Genomic DNA, 16,239 nt, shown 5'->3' with positions numbered 1-16,239 from the left:
GGGCAGCTTGCTAAAACTGAGGCTGAGCTTCGGGATGCTCAACGTGTAGATGGTGCAAAAGGACCGGGGCAGGTTATCCCTGATGAAATCAACCCTCCCAAGTTCAGCCGGATTGAAGACCTGTTTGGGCAGACATTTGAAAGTATCCCGCTGTCGCACCTTCCCAATTGGAAGACCGGTTCGCTTGTAAATGATGGGGTGTTGGGCGAGCAACTGGCCCTGCAAACCCTTAACGAGAAAACCGGCCTCAATTTCAAACCTCTGCAAAACAGTAGCAACCACGGCTGCGATGGCTGCGCGGTGGCGATCAATGGCGATACGATTACCGTGGTGGTGATGGATGCGAAGTCTTCGGTGAATGGCGTGAGTAAGGCAGGTACGCCGCATGGGGACCCGAGGACGCGGTTGGAGGGGTGGCTGAGTAATAGATCAATTGCCGACTCTGATCCTGCTTTACGCGATGCTTTGCAAGCGGCATTGGATTCAGGAAAAGCCAAGGTTCAAGGTGTAACAGTCAAAGTCGGTGTTCCCGCCCCCAGTAAAACAGGTGTAGCAGAATTTAAGGTGGAACCATGGACCAAGAAGTAATTCAGTGCGAGCGCTTGGGCGTAAACCCGAAGTGGCCCTCCTACAAAAGTGTGCTGGGGCGCATAGCCAAGGGGCCACACGTCTCAGATGAATACGAGTTGAATGGCATCCGTGAATATGTTGAGCGCGGCGATGCATTTGCGAAGCCATCAATGCCTGTACCGAATAGTGACAACGTTACGCGTAGTAGCTCCGAATGGATGGCCGTCACACGAGCCCACAAGGTATTGGCAACCGCACCAGATAATCCGCAATGGCTTCTGGAATTGGCCCATTGGCTGCGCTATTACCAAGTAGGAATTTGGCAGTTGTTCTTCTGGGCGGGCCAGTTCGACATTATTGCCAAAGCGGCAGGCAATGATCGACGACGCCAAAACTACAGCATCCAAACTGCCACCAATATGATGGCCGCCATGGCGATCCTAGGCTGGAAGGATGCCGTCATCCATCAGGGATATCTCACCCATGCGGCTCTCAACCGTGGGCATCAATTAGTGATTGAGTACGAAGAGCAACACCGCCGCGCCCAAGCCTTTATGCTGCGTGTGTTTGCCGATTGGGTGGGCGATGTCTCGCATCAATGGCCTGCTTATGCTTACGACGAACCCATCTACGAAGCCTTGTTGGCCAAGTGGCGCACTCCCAGCCCCGACGACCTGATGCCCTGCCTGTTGGCCGCGTGTGACCGCCACACTTGGCAAACGGGCAAAGAGAGCCAGAAGAATTCCTACGACTTCAATCAGGACTGGCACTTGGAGCGCGTTCCGGTGGAAATTCTCTATATCCTGCGCCTGCGCCAGTGGGAAGGTTTAGCCAATCCGCAGAAGATTGATCATCCGCTGCTGGCCGCGCCCTTTGACCAATTGCCGCCCGAGCAACCAGTGCCTGAGTTGGACGAGTTGATGCAAGGTGTGCTCAAACGCGCGAGGGAAGACTGGCCACAGTACGATGAAGTGTTGTCGTTGCCAGCACTGAGGAGTTGAATAGGCCCAAAAGGTGAGATGCGGCAATTAGTGACTTAGCCGCTAATCCAGCAAGCTCATTAAAACAAAGCAATGGGGGTTGCGTTCAATCCAAATCTACCTGCCCCTGTCGCTGGCCCTGCTGCCGTGAAACGGCTCGCCAGAGATGCTTTGCTAAACCCAATCCTCATCTTTTTCAAGTGGGGTTTGTGGCGCGGACACCGTCGAAAGTACTTTTTCTAAAGAACGGTGGGGGTTCCAGTTTTAAAGCGTAAGTAGTTAAAGCTTTGACCTTAAGTCAGAAATGTCGTTAAAGGAGTAATTTATGCTAACGGCATCTCTATAAGAGGGCGTGGAAATTGAGAGACGAATTTTTTCAATCATTGATCGATAATCTAGGCGAACCAAACTCGCGTCGAGAAGTGCCCAAGTCAAGTATTGACAAGTATCGTTCGATATTACCCAAGGCCCTGCTTGGTTATTGGCAGAATGAAGGTTGGTGCTCTTATGCTGATGGGCTGTTCTGGATTGTAGACCCGGAGCCATACAAGGCGACGCTCGATATGTGGCTGCAGGGCAGTGGCTTGGCAGAAGTCGACAACTATAATGTGATCGCCAGGGATGCATTTGGTTCGTTGTATGCATGGGGTGAGCGTTACCAGCGCAAAATTACAATATCAAGTCTAGCGGGCGGTATTGTTGCGCTGAAGAACCAATTGATTAAGCCCAACCCGGTCCCGGATAGAACGCTGGGTATATTCCTTGGTTCTACCAGTCGAGAAAGTCTCGACTTCGAGGACAATCAAGGCAAGCCGCTGTTCCAGCGCGCACTGGCAAAGCTTGGGCCGGTTGGCGCAGATGAGATGTACGCGTTCGAGCCCGCCCTTTGCATTGGAGGAAAGGCTGACCTGGAGCATATGAAAAAGGTGGACATCCATGTTCACCTGATGATTCTTGATCAATTACAACGTTGAATAAGATTAAATAAATAAAATAACTATTCCGTTCGCAACAGGATCAATTGTGGAATTAACGCCCCCCCATCATTGGCCTAAAGGAAAAGGGAGCGTGACCGCATCGAAGGGCTTGCCGTCGTCATCGTGCATCGACCGCTTGCTTCCGGCCGCAAGTAGCCGCGCCATATCGGGGCGGCTCCAGGGGCGTCCGTCGGGGCGGGCGCCGATCAATCCCCATTTCGTGAGCGCCGTCCAGTAGACATAGGCAGGCGGCTGGCTGATTGTACGAGGATAGACCTCACCACCGATCACGCCGTCGGGTTCCCCTTCACTACCCTTGAACTGAAGGCGCCCGGTCAGCTTATGCTCAAGATCAGTGAATGCGTGCCCGAAATCTTTTGGGGACGGCCGCTTCGCCCGCAAGCTCTGATATAGCCACGGAATGAGGAGCGCGTATCGGAGCCGGGTGTGCAGAACCGAGGTGCCCGGGAAGAAATGGTCTGCGTAACGTTGGTGAACAATTAGGAAGCCAACCTCATCGCGGACCCCGGAGCTGGCACCGAACATCATCTGCTCTGCCTGCCCAAGTGCCTTTCGCGAAAGAAACGTAAAGCCAAAAGATGACAAGAGGCTGCTCCCTATTAACTCTACAAATCAGATTGCTGCTTGATACCAGATAAAGTACCAGTTCCTCGACTCACAGTATTGACCTCGCACAGCGCCGTGATCAACCACATTATCCACGCATTAAGCGGCTGATCACGGTGATCCGGAAGCAGCGATATACCTCACAATCCACGGTATTCACATAGAGATGCAAGGAAGCTCATATATCGCAATTATTCCAGGCGAGGTTCCAACCTGCCGATTAAATCATTTATCGTTAAACTTATAGCTAATAGAGGCACTCTCCGAACTGACAATTACTACTGAATGCGCGTTAGTGCTGTTCTCGCCTGCCACTTCCAAATAATAAAGCTCGGGAGTTCTTAATAGCAGCTTCCCTTCAATGGCACTACCAGAAACAGATTTACCAAACCCTAACGGCTCGGTTAGCACAACAGGCATTCCTCCAACACGCATCTGAAACAGAGCGTTACCGGCAAGCGCAGCCGCATAGGAATGAAATATAACAGGAGTAACTAGTGCTATCCCTGAAAAAACCAACGGCACCCACCAGCGATTGATTTTCCCATCAATGCCATTAGAAATCCAAAAGAGTACATAGCCTCCTATCAAAAATGCGAAGAACAACGTTGCAACCAAGAGATCATAACTCTTAGCGTAATACGCAACACCCAGTAGTCCCACAGCAACCAGAAGCGCTGCCACAGTTGACAAAGCAACTAGAGGCCAAGGAGCTTTCGCCTTCCAAAATATAGCAGCCCCCATCAAAGACACAGACAAAACAATAAAATTAAATAGCACATTCAAACTAATAATGCGCATACCTCCCTGCTGGGAGCCAAAGATCTCGTAAGCAAAAAAACCATGCTGTCGCATATAAATTGACAGCAATAAACTAGGCAGCACGGACAACGTCATGGCGAGCAGTGCTGCAGAGCCAAGATATTTGATGAGGCCCCGTTTATTTTCGACCACTACCTTGAGCAGTTCCTTTTTTGCATCGCCACCCCTTTCCCAAAACAGCACACATAACATCAACAGTACAAAAAACATTTCCACTACAAAACCTCTCCCTATCAGCGAACAAAACAATATGCACCTACTGACTGCTACACACAGCAGGATCCATAGAAGCAGCGTGTATTCTTTTCGGCTAAAGCAGCAGAAACTTAAGCGTCGCACAAACAAAAGCCCGCGATTAGGCGGGCTTTTGGGGCATATGGAAAGAACTCACTCCCACTCAATAGTCGCCGGTGGCTTGCTCGACACGTCGTAGGTCACGCGGGAGATGCCTTCGATTTCGTTGATGATCCGCCCGCTGACTGTTTCCAGCAGCTCGTATGGCAGGTGTGCCCACCGTGCGGTCATGAAGTCGATGGTTTCTACCGCCCGCAGGGCAACGACCCACGCGTAACGGCGGCCGTCGCCGACCACGCCCACCGATTTGACTGGCTGGAAGACCACGAATGCCTGGCTGACTTTGTGGTACCAGTCGGCTTTACGCAGTTCTTCGATGAAGATGTGATCCGCACGGCGCAACAGGTCGGCGTATTCCTTTTTCACTTCACCGAGGATACGCACGCCCAGGCCCGGGCCCGGGAACGGGTGGCGGTAGACCATGTCGTACGGCAGGCCCAGCTCAAGACCAAGACGACGCACTTCGTCCTTGAACAGCTCGCGCAGTGGCTCGACCAGTTTGAGGTTCATTTCTTCCGGCAGGCCGCCCACGTTGTGGTGCGACTTGATCACATGGGCCTTGCCGCTTTTGGCGCCAGCCGATTCGATGACGTCCGGGTAGATCGTGCCTTGGGCCAGGAACTTGATGTTCTCCAGCTTGCAGGACTCGGCGTCGAACACGTCGATGAAGGTGCGGCCGATGATTTTGCGCTTCTTCTCCGGGTCGCTTTCGCCCGCCAGATTGTCGAGGAACTGGTCCTGGGCATTGGCGCGGATCACTTTGACACCCATGTTCTCGGCGAACATGGCCATCACTTGCTCGCCTTCGTGCAAACGCAGCAGACCGTTATCGACGAACACGCAGGTCAGTTGATCGCCAATGGCCTTATGCAGCAAAGCGGCAACCACGGAGGAGTCAACACCACCGGACAGCCCCAGCAGCACGTTGTCGGTGCCCACCTGGGCGCGAACCTGGGCGATGGCGTCTTCGGCGATGTGCGATGGCGTCCACAAGGCTTCACAGCCACAGATGTCGAGGATGAAGCGCGACAGGATGCGACCGCCCTGCTTGGTGTGGGTCACTTCCGGGTGGAACTGCACGCCGTAGTAGCCACGTGCGTCGTCCGCCATGCCGGCAATCGGGCAGCTCGGGGTGCTGGCCAGAATGTGGAAGCCTTCCGGGATCTCGGTGACTTTGTCACCGTGGCTCATCCACACATCCAGGCCGAAGACGCCGTCAGCATCGACGTGATCTTCAATGCCGTCCAGCGCGCGGCTCTTGCCGACGATATCTACGCGGGCATAGCCGAATTCACGGACGTCCGAACCCTGGACGCGGCCGCCCAGTTGTTCGGCCATGGTTTGCATGCCGTAGCAGATACCGAAAACCGGTACGTTCAGGTCGAACACGGCTTGCGGCGCACGGGGGCTGTTGGCTTCGTGTACGGATTCAGGACCGCCAGCGAGGATGATCCCGCGTGGGTTGAATGCGCGAATCGCTTCGTCGTCCATGTCGAACGGATGCAGCTCGCAGTACACGCCGATCTCACGCACGCGGCGGGCGATCAACTGGGTGTACTGGGAACCGAAGTCGAGGATCAGGATACGGTGGGCGTGAATGTCGAGGGCCATGACTCATTCTCGTCAAAAAACAGAAACGACACGGGGCTGCGTAACAGCCCCGGCTATAAAACTCGTTGGGTTGCAGCGCGGCGAACCACGCTGCAATCCGGATCAACCGACGCGGTAGTTAGGCGCTTCCTTGGTGATCTGCACGTCGTGGACGTGGGATTCAGCCATGCCGGCACCCGTGATGCGAACGAATTCAGGCTTGGTACGCATCTCTTCGATATTGGCACTGCCGGTGTAACCCATGGAAGAACGCAGGCCACCCATCAACTGATGAATGATCGCCGCCAGCGAGCCTTTATAGGCGACGCGGCCTTCGATGCCTTCCGGTACCAGCTTCTCGGCACCTTCCGAAGAATCCTGGAAGTAGCGGTCGGACGAGCCCTGGGCCTGGGACATTGCCCCCAGCGAACCCATGCCGCGATACGCCTTGTAGGAACGGCCCTGGAACAGTTCGATCTCGCCCGGCGCTTCTTCAGTACCGGCAAACATCGAACCCATCATCACGCAGCTCGCGCCCGCGACGATGGCCTTGGAGAGGTCACCCGAGAAACGGATGCCGCCGTCGGCGATCAACGGAACGCCGGTGCCTTCAAGGGCAGCGGAAACGTTGGCGATGGCGCTGATTTGCGGAACGCCCACACCCGCGACAATGCGCGTGGTGCAGATGGAGCCAGGACCGATACCGACCTTGACGGCATCGGCGCCTGCAGCAACCAGTGCCTTGGCGGCAGCGCCCGTGGCGATGTTGCCACCGATGACCTGCACTTCAGGGAAGTTCTCTTTAACCCAGCGCACGCGATCGATCACGCCTTTGGAGTGACCGTGAGCGGTGTCGACCACCACCACGTCAACCCCGGCAGCAACCAGTGCCGCAACGCGCTCGCCTGTGTCCTTGCCGGTGCCGACCGCAGCGCCGACACGCAGACGACCCTGGTCGTCCTTGCTGGCCAGCGGATACGCCTTGGCTTTTTCGATGTCCTTGACGGTCATCATGCCCTTGAGCGCGAACTTGTCGTCCACGATCAGAACTTTTTCCAGACGGTGCTTGTGCAGCAAATCGCGCACTTCGTATTTGTCGGCGCCTTCACGCACGGTGACCAGACGCTCTTTGGGCGTCATCACTTCGCGAACGGGAACATCCAGACGGTTTTCGAAGCGTACGTCACGGGACGTCACGATGCCGACCAGGTCGCCATTGTGCAGCACGGGTACACCGGAGATGTTGTGCAGACGGGTCAGTTCGAACAGGTCACGAACCGTGGCATCGGCCTCGATGGTGATCGGGTCCTTGACCACGCCGGCCTCGAATTTCTTGACCTTGCGCACTTCGGCAGCTTGCTGCTCGATGGTCATGTTCTTGTGGATCACACCGATACCGCCTTCCTGAGCCATGGCAATTGCCAGACGGGCTTCAGTCACGGTGTCCATTGCAGCGGAAACCAGAGGGATATTCAGTTCGATGCCACGGGTCAAACGGGTTTTCAGACTGACTTCATTAGGCAGTACCTCGGAATAACCGGGCACAAGGAGAATGTCGTCGAAAGTAAGTGCTTCTTGGCTGATACGCAGCATCGCGGGGGCTCCCGAGCGGGAAATTGGAAGCGCGCCATTATACCCAGACAGCCCGGTGGGCTCAATGTAAACCTCAGGGTATTATCAAGGGGATTTATAGCCGGACTTTGACGAACGACAGCGGACGATCCAGACGTTCGGCGAAGTCATCCAGAAAGCTCTGTTTGAACGACGCCTCCAACCAATTGTTAAAGATGAATCCCAGATTGGAAAAACCACAGGGTTGCAGGAACAGGAAGCCATTGATGTCGTCTTCGTGCCCGCATTCCGGGCAGATGAAGTTATCGGTGTGGCCGGGCATCCACTCTTCCAGGCTGTCGAACAAGGCTTCACCGATTTCCTTGCGACACTCAGGGCAACCGGCCTCTTCTGCAAAGTCATTGAGCGGCGTGAAGATGCAGCGCTTGGTGACGATCTCCAGGCCATTGACGGGATGACCGAACGGCAAGGCTTCGGGGTTTTCCACCACTGCACGGGCACCGGGGGCGATGGCATAGGCCATTTTGCTGTCAGTGCGGCCGCAGGTGGTCAGTTCCTGTTCGACCACATTGAGTTTGACCAGCCAGCGCAGGATCAACCGCGCCCTGGCCTCACGCCCGGGGAAGCCGGAAATTTGGGGGACAAGTATGCTTTGGTTGTTCATGGCAGGTGTTCACAAGCAGCTTATCGAGTGCGGCAGCTTAATCCCCCGACGCCTCAGGTCAAGTGCAGCGGTCAGCCGGCGATATAACGACCGATCAGCGCGATGCCGCTGACCAGCACCAGCCAGGTCACCAGGCGCACAAACGTTTCACGGGACAAGCGCATGATCAGCGCCCGGCCGATCCATGAGCCTGTCGCCATCGCAGGCAGGAGGCATAGCGCCAGAATCAGCAACGAAATCTGCGCGTAGACACCGGCAATAAGGAAGAGGCTCAAACGCACGATGGTGCTGCAACTGATCAGGGCGCTTTGGGTCGCACGCGCCTGTTCTTTGGACGTCAGTCGGCTATTTAGGTAGATCGCGTACAGAAATCCCCCACTGCCGAACAGCGCCCCGAACAGCCCGCCCACGGTGCCCATGGGAATCGCCCAGCCCGCCGCCAGTTGTGTCGGCCGCACCTTCACCGCCAGGCTGTACACCGCGTAGGCGGTGATGAACACACCCATCAATAGAAGCAGGACATCCGATTTAAGGTTGAGCAGGAACAGCACGCCTAATGTGCAGCCCACCGCCATACAGGGCAGCAGCCGCAATAATTCAGATTTGACCACCGATTGCCGGGAAGGTAGTAGATTGCCGAACGCGGCGATGAAATCCAGCATCACCAGCAGCGGGATGATGCGCGACAACGGCATGAAGTTGATCAGAATCGGCCCGGCCACCAGTGCCGTGCCAAAACCGGCAATGCCAAACACTATATAGGCAGCAATCACCCCCAGTTCGATCAGCAGCCAGTCGAGAGGCGTGAATCCTAGTTGCATAAATGCAGCGATGATGTCGATATTGCCCATTGCACTCTTCTTCCTTAAAGATCTGCGCGACGCGAACTTTAGCAAATGGCGCGAATTTCGCGGCTTAATTCGTTGGAGCGAGGCTTGCCCGCGAACGGGACGCATCGATCCAATTTCCGAATCTGAAATACGGCCTTCGCGGGCAAGCCTCGCTCCAACAGGTCCGTGCGCTTGACCGGCATTGCCATTATGATGCCCACCATGATCAAAGACCCCTTCGCAAGACTCGGCCTCGACCGGGAAATCCTTACTGTCAGCCAACTCAACGGCCGCGCTCGGGTGTTGCTGGAAGACGTGTTCAGCAATATCTGGGTCGAGGGCGAGATTTCCAATCTGTCGCGCCCGGCATCCGGCCACGTCTATTTCACCCTCAAGGACTCCGGCGCGCAGGTGCGTTGCGCGCTGTTTCGGCAGAGTGCGGCGCGGGTTCGTCAGGCGCTCAAGGACGGTTTGCAGGTCAAGGTGCGCGGCAAGGTTTCGCTGTTCGAAGGGCGCGGCGATTATCAGTTGATCCTCGACACCGTGGAGCCTGCAGGCGACGGCGCGTTGCGCCTGGCTTTCGACGCCCTGAAAGAAAAGCTCAGCGCCGAGGGGCTGTTCAGTGCCGAACGCAAGGTCGCGCTGCCGCTTCATCCGCAACGCATCGGCATCATCAGTTCCCCTACCGGCGCGGTGATTCGCGACATCATCAGCGTGTTCCGCCGTCGCGCGCCCCGCGTGCAATTGACGCTGATCCCCACCGCCGTACAAGGCCGCGATGCCATTGCGCAGATCGTGCGCGCATTGAAACTGGCGGACTCCCGTGGGTTCGACGCGCTGATCCTGGCCCGTGGCGGCGGCTCGCTGGAAGACTTGTGGTGCTTTAACGAAGAAGCCGTGGCGCGTGCCATAGATGCTTGCGTGACGCCGATTGTGAGTGCCGTGGGTCATGAAACCGATGTGTCCATCAGCGATTTCGTGGCCGACGTTCGTGCGCCGACACCCTCCGCCGCCGCAGAGCTGTTGGCGCCCGACTCCAGTGACTTGCATCGCCGCGTGGACAGCCTGCATCGCCGTCTGATCAGTCGCATGCAGGACAAGCTCATGCGCGAGCGATTGCGTCTGGAAGGTATTTCCCGCCGCCTGCGCCACCCCGGCGAACGTCTGCGACAACAGGCGCAGCGCCTGGATGATCTGGACATGCGCATGCGCCGTGCTTTCGAGCAGCAGATGCACACGCGAAGGGTGCGCATCGCCCACCTGGAAAGCCGCCTTGCCGCCCAACATCCGGGGCGCGCCCTGGCGTTCTTGCGTCAACGTCTGGACGTCCTGGCCGCCCGCTTGCCCAAAGCCATGCGCGACAGCCTCAAGACCCGCCACCTTCAATTGCAAAGCCAGGTGCAAACCCTGAACGTGGTCAGCCCGCTGGCCACGCTGGGGCGCGGTTACAGCATCTTGCTTGACGAGCGCGGCCACGCCATTCGCAGCGCCGCTCAAACCCAAACCGGTCAGCGCCTGACGGCCCGACTGGGTGAAGGCGAGTTGCAGGTGAGAGTCGAAGACAATCACCTGACGCCCGTCACTCTTTCTCTTCTGGATTGATGATTAATGCTGCGATTTCTGGCCCCACTGCTGGCCCTCTTGCTGTGCTTGCCCGCTCACGCTGACAGCTATATAACGCGGCTGCTCGACAAGCCGGTCCCGGGCGGCGTTGCCGTGGTGGACCTGGGCAACGGTGCACAAGCGCCAACAGCCCGTTATCAAGGCCGATCGGTGCTGGTGGTCAAAGAGCAGAACAGCCGCTGGCTGGCGATTGTCGGTGTGCCATTGACGGTCAAGCCAGGCACGCAACAATTGGCCATCAAGGATGCCAGTGGCAATCGCACTCAGGCGTTCACGGTCGGCAGCAAGAAGTATCCGGAACAGCGCATCACCCTGAAGAACAAACGCCAGGTCAATCCTGATCCCGCCGACCTGAAGCGCATCGAAGGCGAGCTGGCGGAACAGATCGCCGCCTATCGCACCTTTACGCCTGCCACCCCAAGCAATCTGCTGCTGGACAAGCCGGTCAACGGCCCACTGTCGAGCAAGTTCGGCGTGCGTCGCTTTTTCAACGGCGAAGAGCGCAACCCCCATGCAGGCTTGGATTTCGCAGTCCCCGCGGGTACGCCGATCAAATCCCCGGCCGCGGGCAAAGTGATCCTGACCGGCAACTATTTCTTCAACGGCAACACCGTATTCGTCGACCACGGCCAAGGCTTCATCAGCATGTTTTGCCATATGTCGAAGATCGACGTGAAAGTTGGCGATGCCGTACCCCGCGGCGGTGTGGTAGGCAAAGTCGGTGCAACCGGACGCGCCACCGGCCCGCACATGCACTGGAATATCAGCCTGAACGATGCGCGGGTTGACCCGGCAATTTTCATTGGGGCCTTTCAGCCTTGATCCCCGCTTTAATTCCGAACCTGTGGGCGCGGATTCATTCGCGATGCCGTGCATCAGGCGCGGGATACTGAGCCTGATGTCCTCTTCCCGGATAAATCCGGCCCCAGGGGTTCCAGAATCGCGCCAGCATTTATGGCTCAGCAATAAATCGCTTTAAAACCAATAAATCGCGCTACAAAACGATAGCCATTGACCTTTTACGCGACTTTCTCTCAATTTTTTTCAACTGCTTGCCAACTTTCACCCTAATGGTTACGGTTGACGTCATGAACAACTCTCAAACCCTCATTCTGTTGCGGCAACATTGCTGTCTCAGCCTGGTCAGTGCACGACTGCCAAGCTAGATTGCGGTGCCTCGCCCCTGTCTTATCGAATCATCGGTTGGCCGCCTCCACCCGGCCCCTCAAGAACAAAAGGATTTCCCATGACCATGCTCAAAGATCCATCGAAGAAGTACCGTGCGTTCCCGACCATTGACCTGCCTGACCGCACCTGGCCGTCGAAAACCATCACTGAAGTCCCGATCTGGTGCAGCTCGGATCTTCGTGACGGCAACCAGTCTCTGATCGAGCCCATGGATGCAGTGAAAAAGCTGCGCTTCTGGAAGACTCTGGTCAGCGTCGGCGTCAAGGAAATCGAAGCGTCGTTCCCGGCAGCCTCGCAGACTGATTTCGACTTCGTTCGTACCCTGATCGAAGACGGCCATATCCCGGACGACACCACTATTCAGGTGTTGACCCAAGGCCGTGAAGACCTGATCGCCCGCACGTTCGAATCCCTTCGCGGCGCAAAAAAAGCCATTGTTCACCTGTACAACGCCACCTGCCCGTCCTTCCGCCGCATTGTCTTCAATCAGGACAAGGCCGGCGTCAAGGAGATCGCGGTCAGCGCGGCCAAGCTGTTCGTCAAATACGCCGCCGAGCAACCGGAAACGCAGTGGACCTTCGAGTACTCCCCGGAAACCTTCAGCGCCACCGAACTGGAGTTTGCCAAGGAAGTCTGCGACGCGGTGATCGAGGTCTGGAACGCGACGCCTGAGAACAAAGTCATCCTCAATCTGCCTGCAACGGTTGAAGTTGCTACACCGAATATCTACGCCGACCAGATCGAGTGGTTCTGCCGCAATATCACCCGCCGTGACAGCGTCATCATCAGCCTGCACACCCACAACGACCGTGGCACCGGCGTTGCGGCCACCGAACTGGGCCTGATGGCTGGCGCAGATCGTGTGGAAGGTTGCCTGTTCGGCAATGGCGAGCGCACCGGCAACGTGGACCTGGTCACCGTGGCGTTAAACATGTACACCCAAGGGCTTGATCCGCAGCTGGACTTCTCTGACATCGACGGCGTGCGCAAAGTGGTTGAAGAGTGCAACCAGATCCCGGTTCACCCGCGTCACCCGTATGTGGGCGACCTGGTGCACACGGCGTTCTCCGGCTCGCACCAGGATGCTATCCGCAAGGGTTTCACTCAGCAGAAGCCAGACGCTTTGTGGGAAGTCCCTTACCTGCCCATCGACCCGGCCGACATCGGTCGCAGCTACGAGGCGGTGATTCGCGTCAACAGCCAGTCCGGCAAGGGCGGCATCACTTACTTGCTGGAACAGGAATACGGCATTTCGTTGCCACGTCGCATGCAGATCGAGTTCAGCCAGGTGGTGCAGGGTGAAACCGATCGCCTGGGCCTTGAGATGTCGGCACAGCAGATCTACGCGCTGTTCAAACGCGAATACCTGCAAGCCAACAAGCCTTATTCGCTGATCAGCCATCGCCTGCAGGAAGAGAACAACACCAGCGCGGTGGACGCGGAAGTCAGCGTCAATGACGAAACCCAACGCTGGAAAGGCAAAGGTAACGGCGCGCTGGAAGCGCTGGTTTCAAGCCTGCCAGTGGGCGTTGAAATCATGGACTACAACGAACACGCCATTGGCGCAGGCACCACGGCAAAAGCCGCCGCCTATATCGAGCTGCGTGTGAACGGTGAGCGAGCCATCCATGGCGTGGGCATTGATGAAAACATCACCACGGCCAGCTTCCGCGCCCTGTTCAGCGCCCTGAACCGCTCCCTGAGCCAGGCGGAAGCCAAAGCTGCCTGACATTGAACTGACAGCCACATGAAAAAGCCCGCTTTCGTAGCGGGCTTTTTGCTTTGTTGGAGCGAGCGCGCGGCTCCTTAAGGCCACAAGGAAGTACTGGGCAAAGAACCCGCGCAGTTGGCACCGGAACTCAAGGCCTGAACCGTACTTCGCGTAATCCGATCTCGTTGGAGCGAGGCTTGCCCGCGAATCGGACGCCTCGGTAACGCTGACCCACCGCGCTATCATTCTTCGCGGGCAAGCCTCGCTCCAACGCATTTACGCGGTGGTGTCGACGCCGCCGGTAGTCGTCAATTGCAACAAAGCAGCCTGCTGCGACGCCAGCGTGGCGTTGGTGCTTGAAATCTGAGCCTGGATCGCCAAAGCCTTCTGGGCTTTTTCTTCCTCGGTACCGTTGCCGTTCTGAGCAGCGGCCAGTTGCTGTTGCTCTTTCTGGAGCTGTTTTTGAGTCTGTTTGATCTGCTCTTCTAGCTTGTCGATGCTTTCCTGGGTGGCATCAGAGGTCGAGCTACCCGTAGCACCGCCGCCGCCGGCGGCACCGCCCGCCTCAACAGTCGTGCTTTTGGCGCTGTCCTCGCCCGCGGCCGTGGTCGCGTCAGTCGATGCGGCAGTCGTGGCAGCGTCGTCTTTCTTGATTGTGGCGGTGAACGCCGTTGAATATGGGCTCAGTGATGACGTGCTGATCGTGGTCATGCCGTACTCCCTAAATGAAACATTCAGTAATGGATATACGGCGTATCGGCGAGCTCAGACACAACTGAACACAATTATTGTATCTCGAATGTATCGGCATCCAGATAAGCCGGAAATTTTGTGCGATAAGCCGCCAACTCCGCTGCGCTCAACGACACCTCGAAAACACCCTCCGCCTCCCCCGCGCTGAACAGGCTTTCACCCTGGAAATCCAGCACCTGGCTGTCGCCGGTGTAGGCAAAGCCCTTGCCGTCCGTCCCCGTGCGGTTCACCGCTGCGACATAGCAAAGGTTTTCGATAGCACGGGCCGGTAGCAGGCGATTCCAGTGCAAACGCCGGGCACCTGGCCAGTTGGCGGTGTACAAAAGCAGATCCGTGCTTTGAGCGTCGCGGCTCCAGACCGGAAATCGCAGGTCATAGCAAATCAGCGGGCGAATCCGCCAGCCCTTGAGTTCGAACTGCACCTGTTGAGTGCCCGGACTGTAATGCTCGTGCTCGCCCGCCATACGGAACAGGTGACGTTTGTCGTAATGCTGTAACTCCCCGTCCGGTCGCGCCCACAACAATCGATTGCGATGGCTACCGTCAGCCGCCTTGACGATGATGCTGCCGGTGACAACCGCTTGCAGCCGCTTGGCCTGGGCCAGCATCCACTTGGCGGTAGGGCCGACTTCAGGCTCGGCCAGGGTTTCGGACTCCATGGAAAACCCCGTGGTGAACATCTCCGGCAGGATCACCAGATCAGCGTCGTTAATCTGATCCAGCAGCATGGCGAAATGTTCGTGATTGGCCTGGCGGTCATGCCAGGCCAGCGAGGTCTGGACTATTGCCAGATTCAGGTTCGGCAACAGGTTTAAATCGCGCATAGTTTCTCCGCCGCCAGGGCCAGTGTCTCCTCGCGTTTGGCGAAACACAGACGAATGATTCGCTGACCTTCAGGCGGGCTTTGGTAAAACACGGAAATGGGAATGCTGGCGACGCCGTGCTCGCGGGTCATCCACAACGACATTTCCACGTCGTTGAGATCAGGCTGAATGTGCGAGTAGTCCACCAACTGGAAATAGGTGCCGCCCACAGGCTCGAAGCCAAAGCGCGAGGCGCGCAGCCGGTCACAGAAGAAATCCCGTTTGGCTTGATAGAACGCCGGCAGTTCTTCCACGTGCTCAGGGTGCTCGGCCATGAAATCAGCCAGCGCGTACTGCAAGGGCGTGACACCACAGAAGCTCACGTACTGGTGGATCTTGCGCAACTCGGCGGTCAATGCGGGAGGCGCCACCACATAACCGGTTTTCCAGCCGGTAACGTGATACGTCTTGCCGAACGAGCTGACCACAAAAGCCCGCTGATACAGTTCTTCATGAGCCAATACGCTGACATGCTGAATGCCGTCGTACACCAGATGCTCATAAACCTCGTCGCTGAGCAGATAGATATCGCGACCGGCAATCAGCGCTGCAAGACGATCAAGATCGTCGCGAGAGATCAAGGCACCGCTTGGGTTATGGGGGCTGTTGATCACGATCATGCGGGTGCGCGGGCTCATCGCATCGCTGAGTTTCTGCCAGTCGATGGAAAAATCCCCGAGCCCCAGTTGCACATGCACGCAACGGCCACCGGCCAACTCCACGGAAGGCCCGTAACTGTCGTAGCACGGATCGAAAATGATGACTTCGTCACCGGGGCGAATCACGGTTTGAATCGCACAGAAAATCGCCTGGGTAGCGCCCGGCGTAATGGTGACTTCGGAGTCGGGATTGACCTGACGGCCGTAGCAGCGAGCGACCTTGGCCGCCACTTGCTGACGCAGTGCCGGCAGACCGGTCATGGGCGCGTACTGGTTGTGACCCTCGGCAACGTGCCGGCTCAAGGCATCACGTAGCGCCTGAGGGCCGTCAAAATCCGGAAAGCCCTGAGAAAGATTGATCGCGCCAGTCTCGGCCGCGAGCTGGGACATGACGGTAAAAATGGTGGTGCCAACGTGGGGTAGCTTGCTCGTTATCATGGGGCCTTCTCGACTGTA

14 protein-coding genes are annotated in these 16,239 nt (G+C 57.0%); 5 read left to right on the top strand and 9 right to left on the bottom strand.

Annotated elements, in window-relative coordinates; genetic code table 11:
• Positions 1–896: 896 nt before the first annotated feature.
• Positions 897–1,571, top strand: a complete 675-nt coding sequence (locus tag ACP7B0_RS10405) for a hypothetical protein (protein ID WP_406956439.1) — start codon at positions 897–899, stop codon at positions 1,569–1,571.
• A 338-nt stretch (positions 1,572–1,909) separates the two neighbouring features.
• The gene (locus tag ACP7B0_RS10400) at positions 1,910–2,524 is read left to right on the top strand and encodes a GAD-like domain-containing protein (RefSeq protein ID WP_426141206.1); all 615 of its coding nucleotides are present in this window, start codon (positions 1,910–1,912) and stop codon (positions 2,522–2,524) included.
• A gap of 69 nt (positions 2,525–2,593) precedes the next feature.
• Here ACP7B0_RS10400 and ACP7B0_RS10395 read toward each other — a convergent pair whose 3' ends face one another.
• From ACP7B0_RS10395 to ACP7B0_RS10370, 6 genes are all read right to left on the bottom strand, one after another.
• Positions 2,594–3,133, bottom strand: a complete 540-nt coding sequence (locus ACP7B0_RS10395; RefSeq protein WP_426141205.1) for a DUF6361 family protein — start codon at positions 3,131–3,133, stop codon at positions 2,594–2,596.
• Between the two features lie 246 nt (positions 3,134–3,379).
• Positions 3,380–4,192 (bottom strand): hypothetical protein, encoded by an 813-nt coding sequence (locus ACP7B0_RS10390; protein ID WP_426141204.1) that lies wholly within the window; start codon positions 4,190–4,192, stop codon positions 3,380–3,382.
• 171 nt (positions 4,193–4,363) lie between these two features.
• Positions 4,364–5,941, bottom strand: a complete 1,578-nt coding sequence (guaA, locus tag ACP7B0_RS10385; RefSeq protein ID WP_426141203.1) for a glutamine-hydrolyzing GMP synthase — start codon at positions 5,939–5,941, stop codon at positions 4,364–4,366.
• 102 nt (positions 5,942–6,043) lie between these two features.
• A complete protein-coding gene (gene guaB / locus ACP7B0_RS10380; protein ID WP_426141202.1) occupies positions 6,044–7,513 on the bottom strand; it encodes an IMP dehydrogenase in 1,470 nt (489 codons plus the stop codon).
• Positions 7,514–7,607: 94 nt separating this feature from the next.
• Positions 7,608–8,156 (bottom strand): sugar ABC transporter ATPase, encoded by a 549-nt coding sequence (locus ACP7B0_RS10375; protein WP_426141201.1) that lies wholly within the window; start codon positions 8,154–8,156, stop codon positions 7,608–7,610.
• Between the two features lie 71 nt (positions 8,157–8,227).
• On the bottom strand, positions 8,228–9,007 hold the full coding sequence (locus ACP7B0_RS10370) for a sulfite exporter TauE/SafE family protein (RefSeq protein ID WP_426141199.1): 780 nt from the start codon (positions 9,005–9,007) through the stop codon (positions 8,228–8,230).
• A 201-nt stretch (positions 9,008–9,208) separates the two neighbouring features.
• Between ACP7B0_RS10370 and xseA the strand changes: the two genes are divergently transcribed.
• From xseA to leuA, 3 genes are all read left to right on the top strand, one after another.
• Complete coding sequence (gene xseA, locus ACP7B0_RS10365; RefSeq protein WP_426141197.1) at positions 9,209–10,588, top strand: exodeoxyribonuclease VII large subunit; 1,380 nt, start codon at positions 9,209–9,211, stop codon at positions 10,586–10,588.
• A 6-nt stretch (positions 10,589–10,594) separates the two neighbouring features.
• Positions 10,595–11,431, top strand: a complete 837-nt coding sequence (locus ACP7B0_RS10360; protein WP_426141196.1) for a peptidoglycan DD-metalloendopeptidase family protein — start codon at positions 10,595–10,597, stop codon at positions 11,429–11,431.
• Positions 11,432–11,855: 424 nt separating this feature from the next.
• Positions 11,856–13,526 carry a 2-isopropylmalate synthase gene (leuA, locus tag ACP7B0_RS10355; RefSeq protein ID WP_426141195.1) on the top strand — a complete coding sequence of 557 codons (1,671 nt, stop codon included), beginning with the start codon at positions 11,856–11,858 and terminating at the stop codon, positions 13,524–13,526.
• Between the two features lie 258 nt (positions 13,527–13,784).
• Here leuA and ACP7B0_RS10350 read toward each other — a convergent pair whose 3' ends face one another.
• From ACP7B0_RS10350 to ACP7B0_RS10340, 3 genes are all read right to left on the bottom strand, one after another.
• Positions 13,785–14,219 carry a FlxA-like family protein gene (locus tag ACP7B0_RS10350; protein ID WP_426141194.1) on the bottom strand — a complete coding sequence of 145 codons (435 nt, stop codon included), beginning with the start codon at positions 14,217–14,219 and terminating at the stop codon, positions 13,785–13,787.
• Positions 14,220–14,293: 74 nt separating this feature from the next.
• Positions 14,294–15,085 (bottom strand): amidohydrolase, encoded by a 792-nt coding sequence (locus ACP7B0_RS10345; protein WP_426141193.1) that lies wholly within the window; start codon positions 15,083–15,085, stop codon positions 14,294–14,296.
• Positions 15,073–16,221 carry a pyridoxal phosphate-dependent aminotransferase gene (locus ACP7B0_RS10340; protein ID WP_426141192.1) on the bottom strand — a complete coding sequence of 383 codons (1,149 nt, stop codon included), beginning with the start codon at positions 16,219–16,221 and terminating at the stop codon, positions 15,073–15,075. Before ACP7B0_RS10340 ends, ACP7B0_RS10345 begins: the two co-directional genes overlap by 13 nt.
• Positions 16,222–16,239: the final 18 nt, after the last annotated feature.

The organism is Pseudomonas sp. DWP3-1-2, from assembly GCF_049896285.1.
Classification (GTDB): domain Bacteria; phylum Pseudomonadota; class Gammaproteobacteria; order Pseudomonadales; family Pseudomonadaceae; genus Aquipseudomonas.
Note: the sequence above shows the minus strand (reverse complement) of the source record. Positions and strands in the feature narration are given on the sequence as shown.

What these genes read in the sequence shown, in the direction of transcription:
- guaA (WP_426141203.1), bottom strand. Translation starts at nt 5,941, where the DNA reads ATGGCCCTCGACATTCACGCCCACCGTATCCTGATCCTCGACTTCGGT.
- guaB (WP_426141202.1), bottom strand. Translation starts at nt 7,513, where the DNA reads ATGCTGCGTATCAGCCAAGAAGCACTTACTTTCGACGACATTCTCCTT.
- ACP7B0_RS10375 (WP_426141201.1), bottom strand. Translation starts at nt 8,156, where the DNA reads ATGAACAACCAAAGCATACTTGTCCCCCAAATTTCCGGCTTCCCCGGG.
- ACP7B0_RS10370 (WP_426141199.1), bottom strand. Translation starts at nt 9,007, where the DNA reads ATGGGCAATATCGACATCATCGCTGCATTTATGCAACTAGGATTCACG.
- xseA (WP_426141197.1), top strand. Translation starts at nt 9,209, where the DNA reads ATGATCAAAGACCCCTTCGCAAGACTCGGCCTCGACCGGGAAATCCTT.
- ACP7B0_RS10360 (WP_426141196.1), top strand. Translation starts at nt 10,595, where the DNA reads ATGCTGCGATTTCTGGCCCCACTGCTGGCCCTCTTGCTGTGCTTGCCC.
- leuA (WP_426141195.1), top strand. Translation starts at nt 11,856, where the DNA reads ATGACCATGCTCAAAGATCCATCGAAGAAGTACCGTGCGTTCCCGACC.
- ACP7B0_RS10350 (WP_426141194.1), bottom strand. Translation starts at nt 14,219, where the DNA reads ATGACCACGATCAGCACGTCATCACTGAGCCCATATTCAACGGCGTTC.
- ACP7B0_RS10345 (WP_426141193.1), bottom strand. Translation starts at nt 15,085, where the DNA reads ATGCGCGATTTAAACCTGTTGCCGAACCTGAATCTGGCAATAGTCCAG.
- ACP7B0_RS10340 (WP_426141192.1), bottom strand. Translation starts at nt 16,221, where the DNA reads ATGATAACGAGCAAGCTACCCCACGTTGGCACCACCATTTTTACCGTC.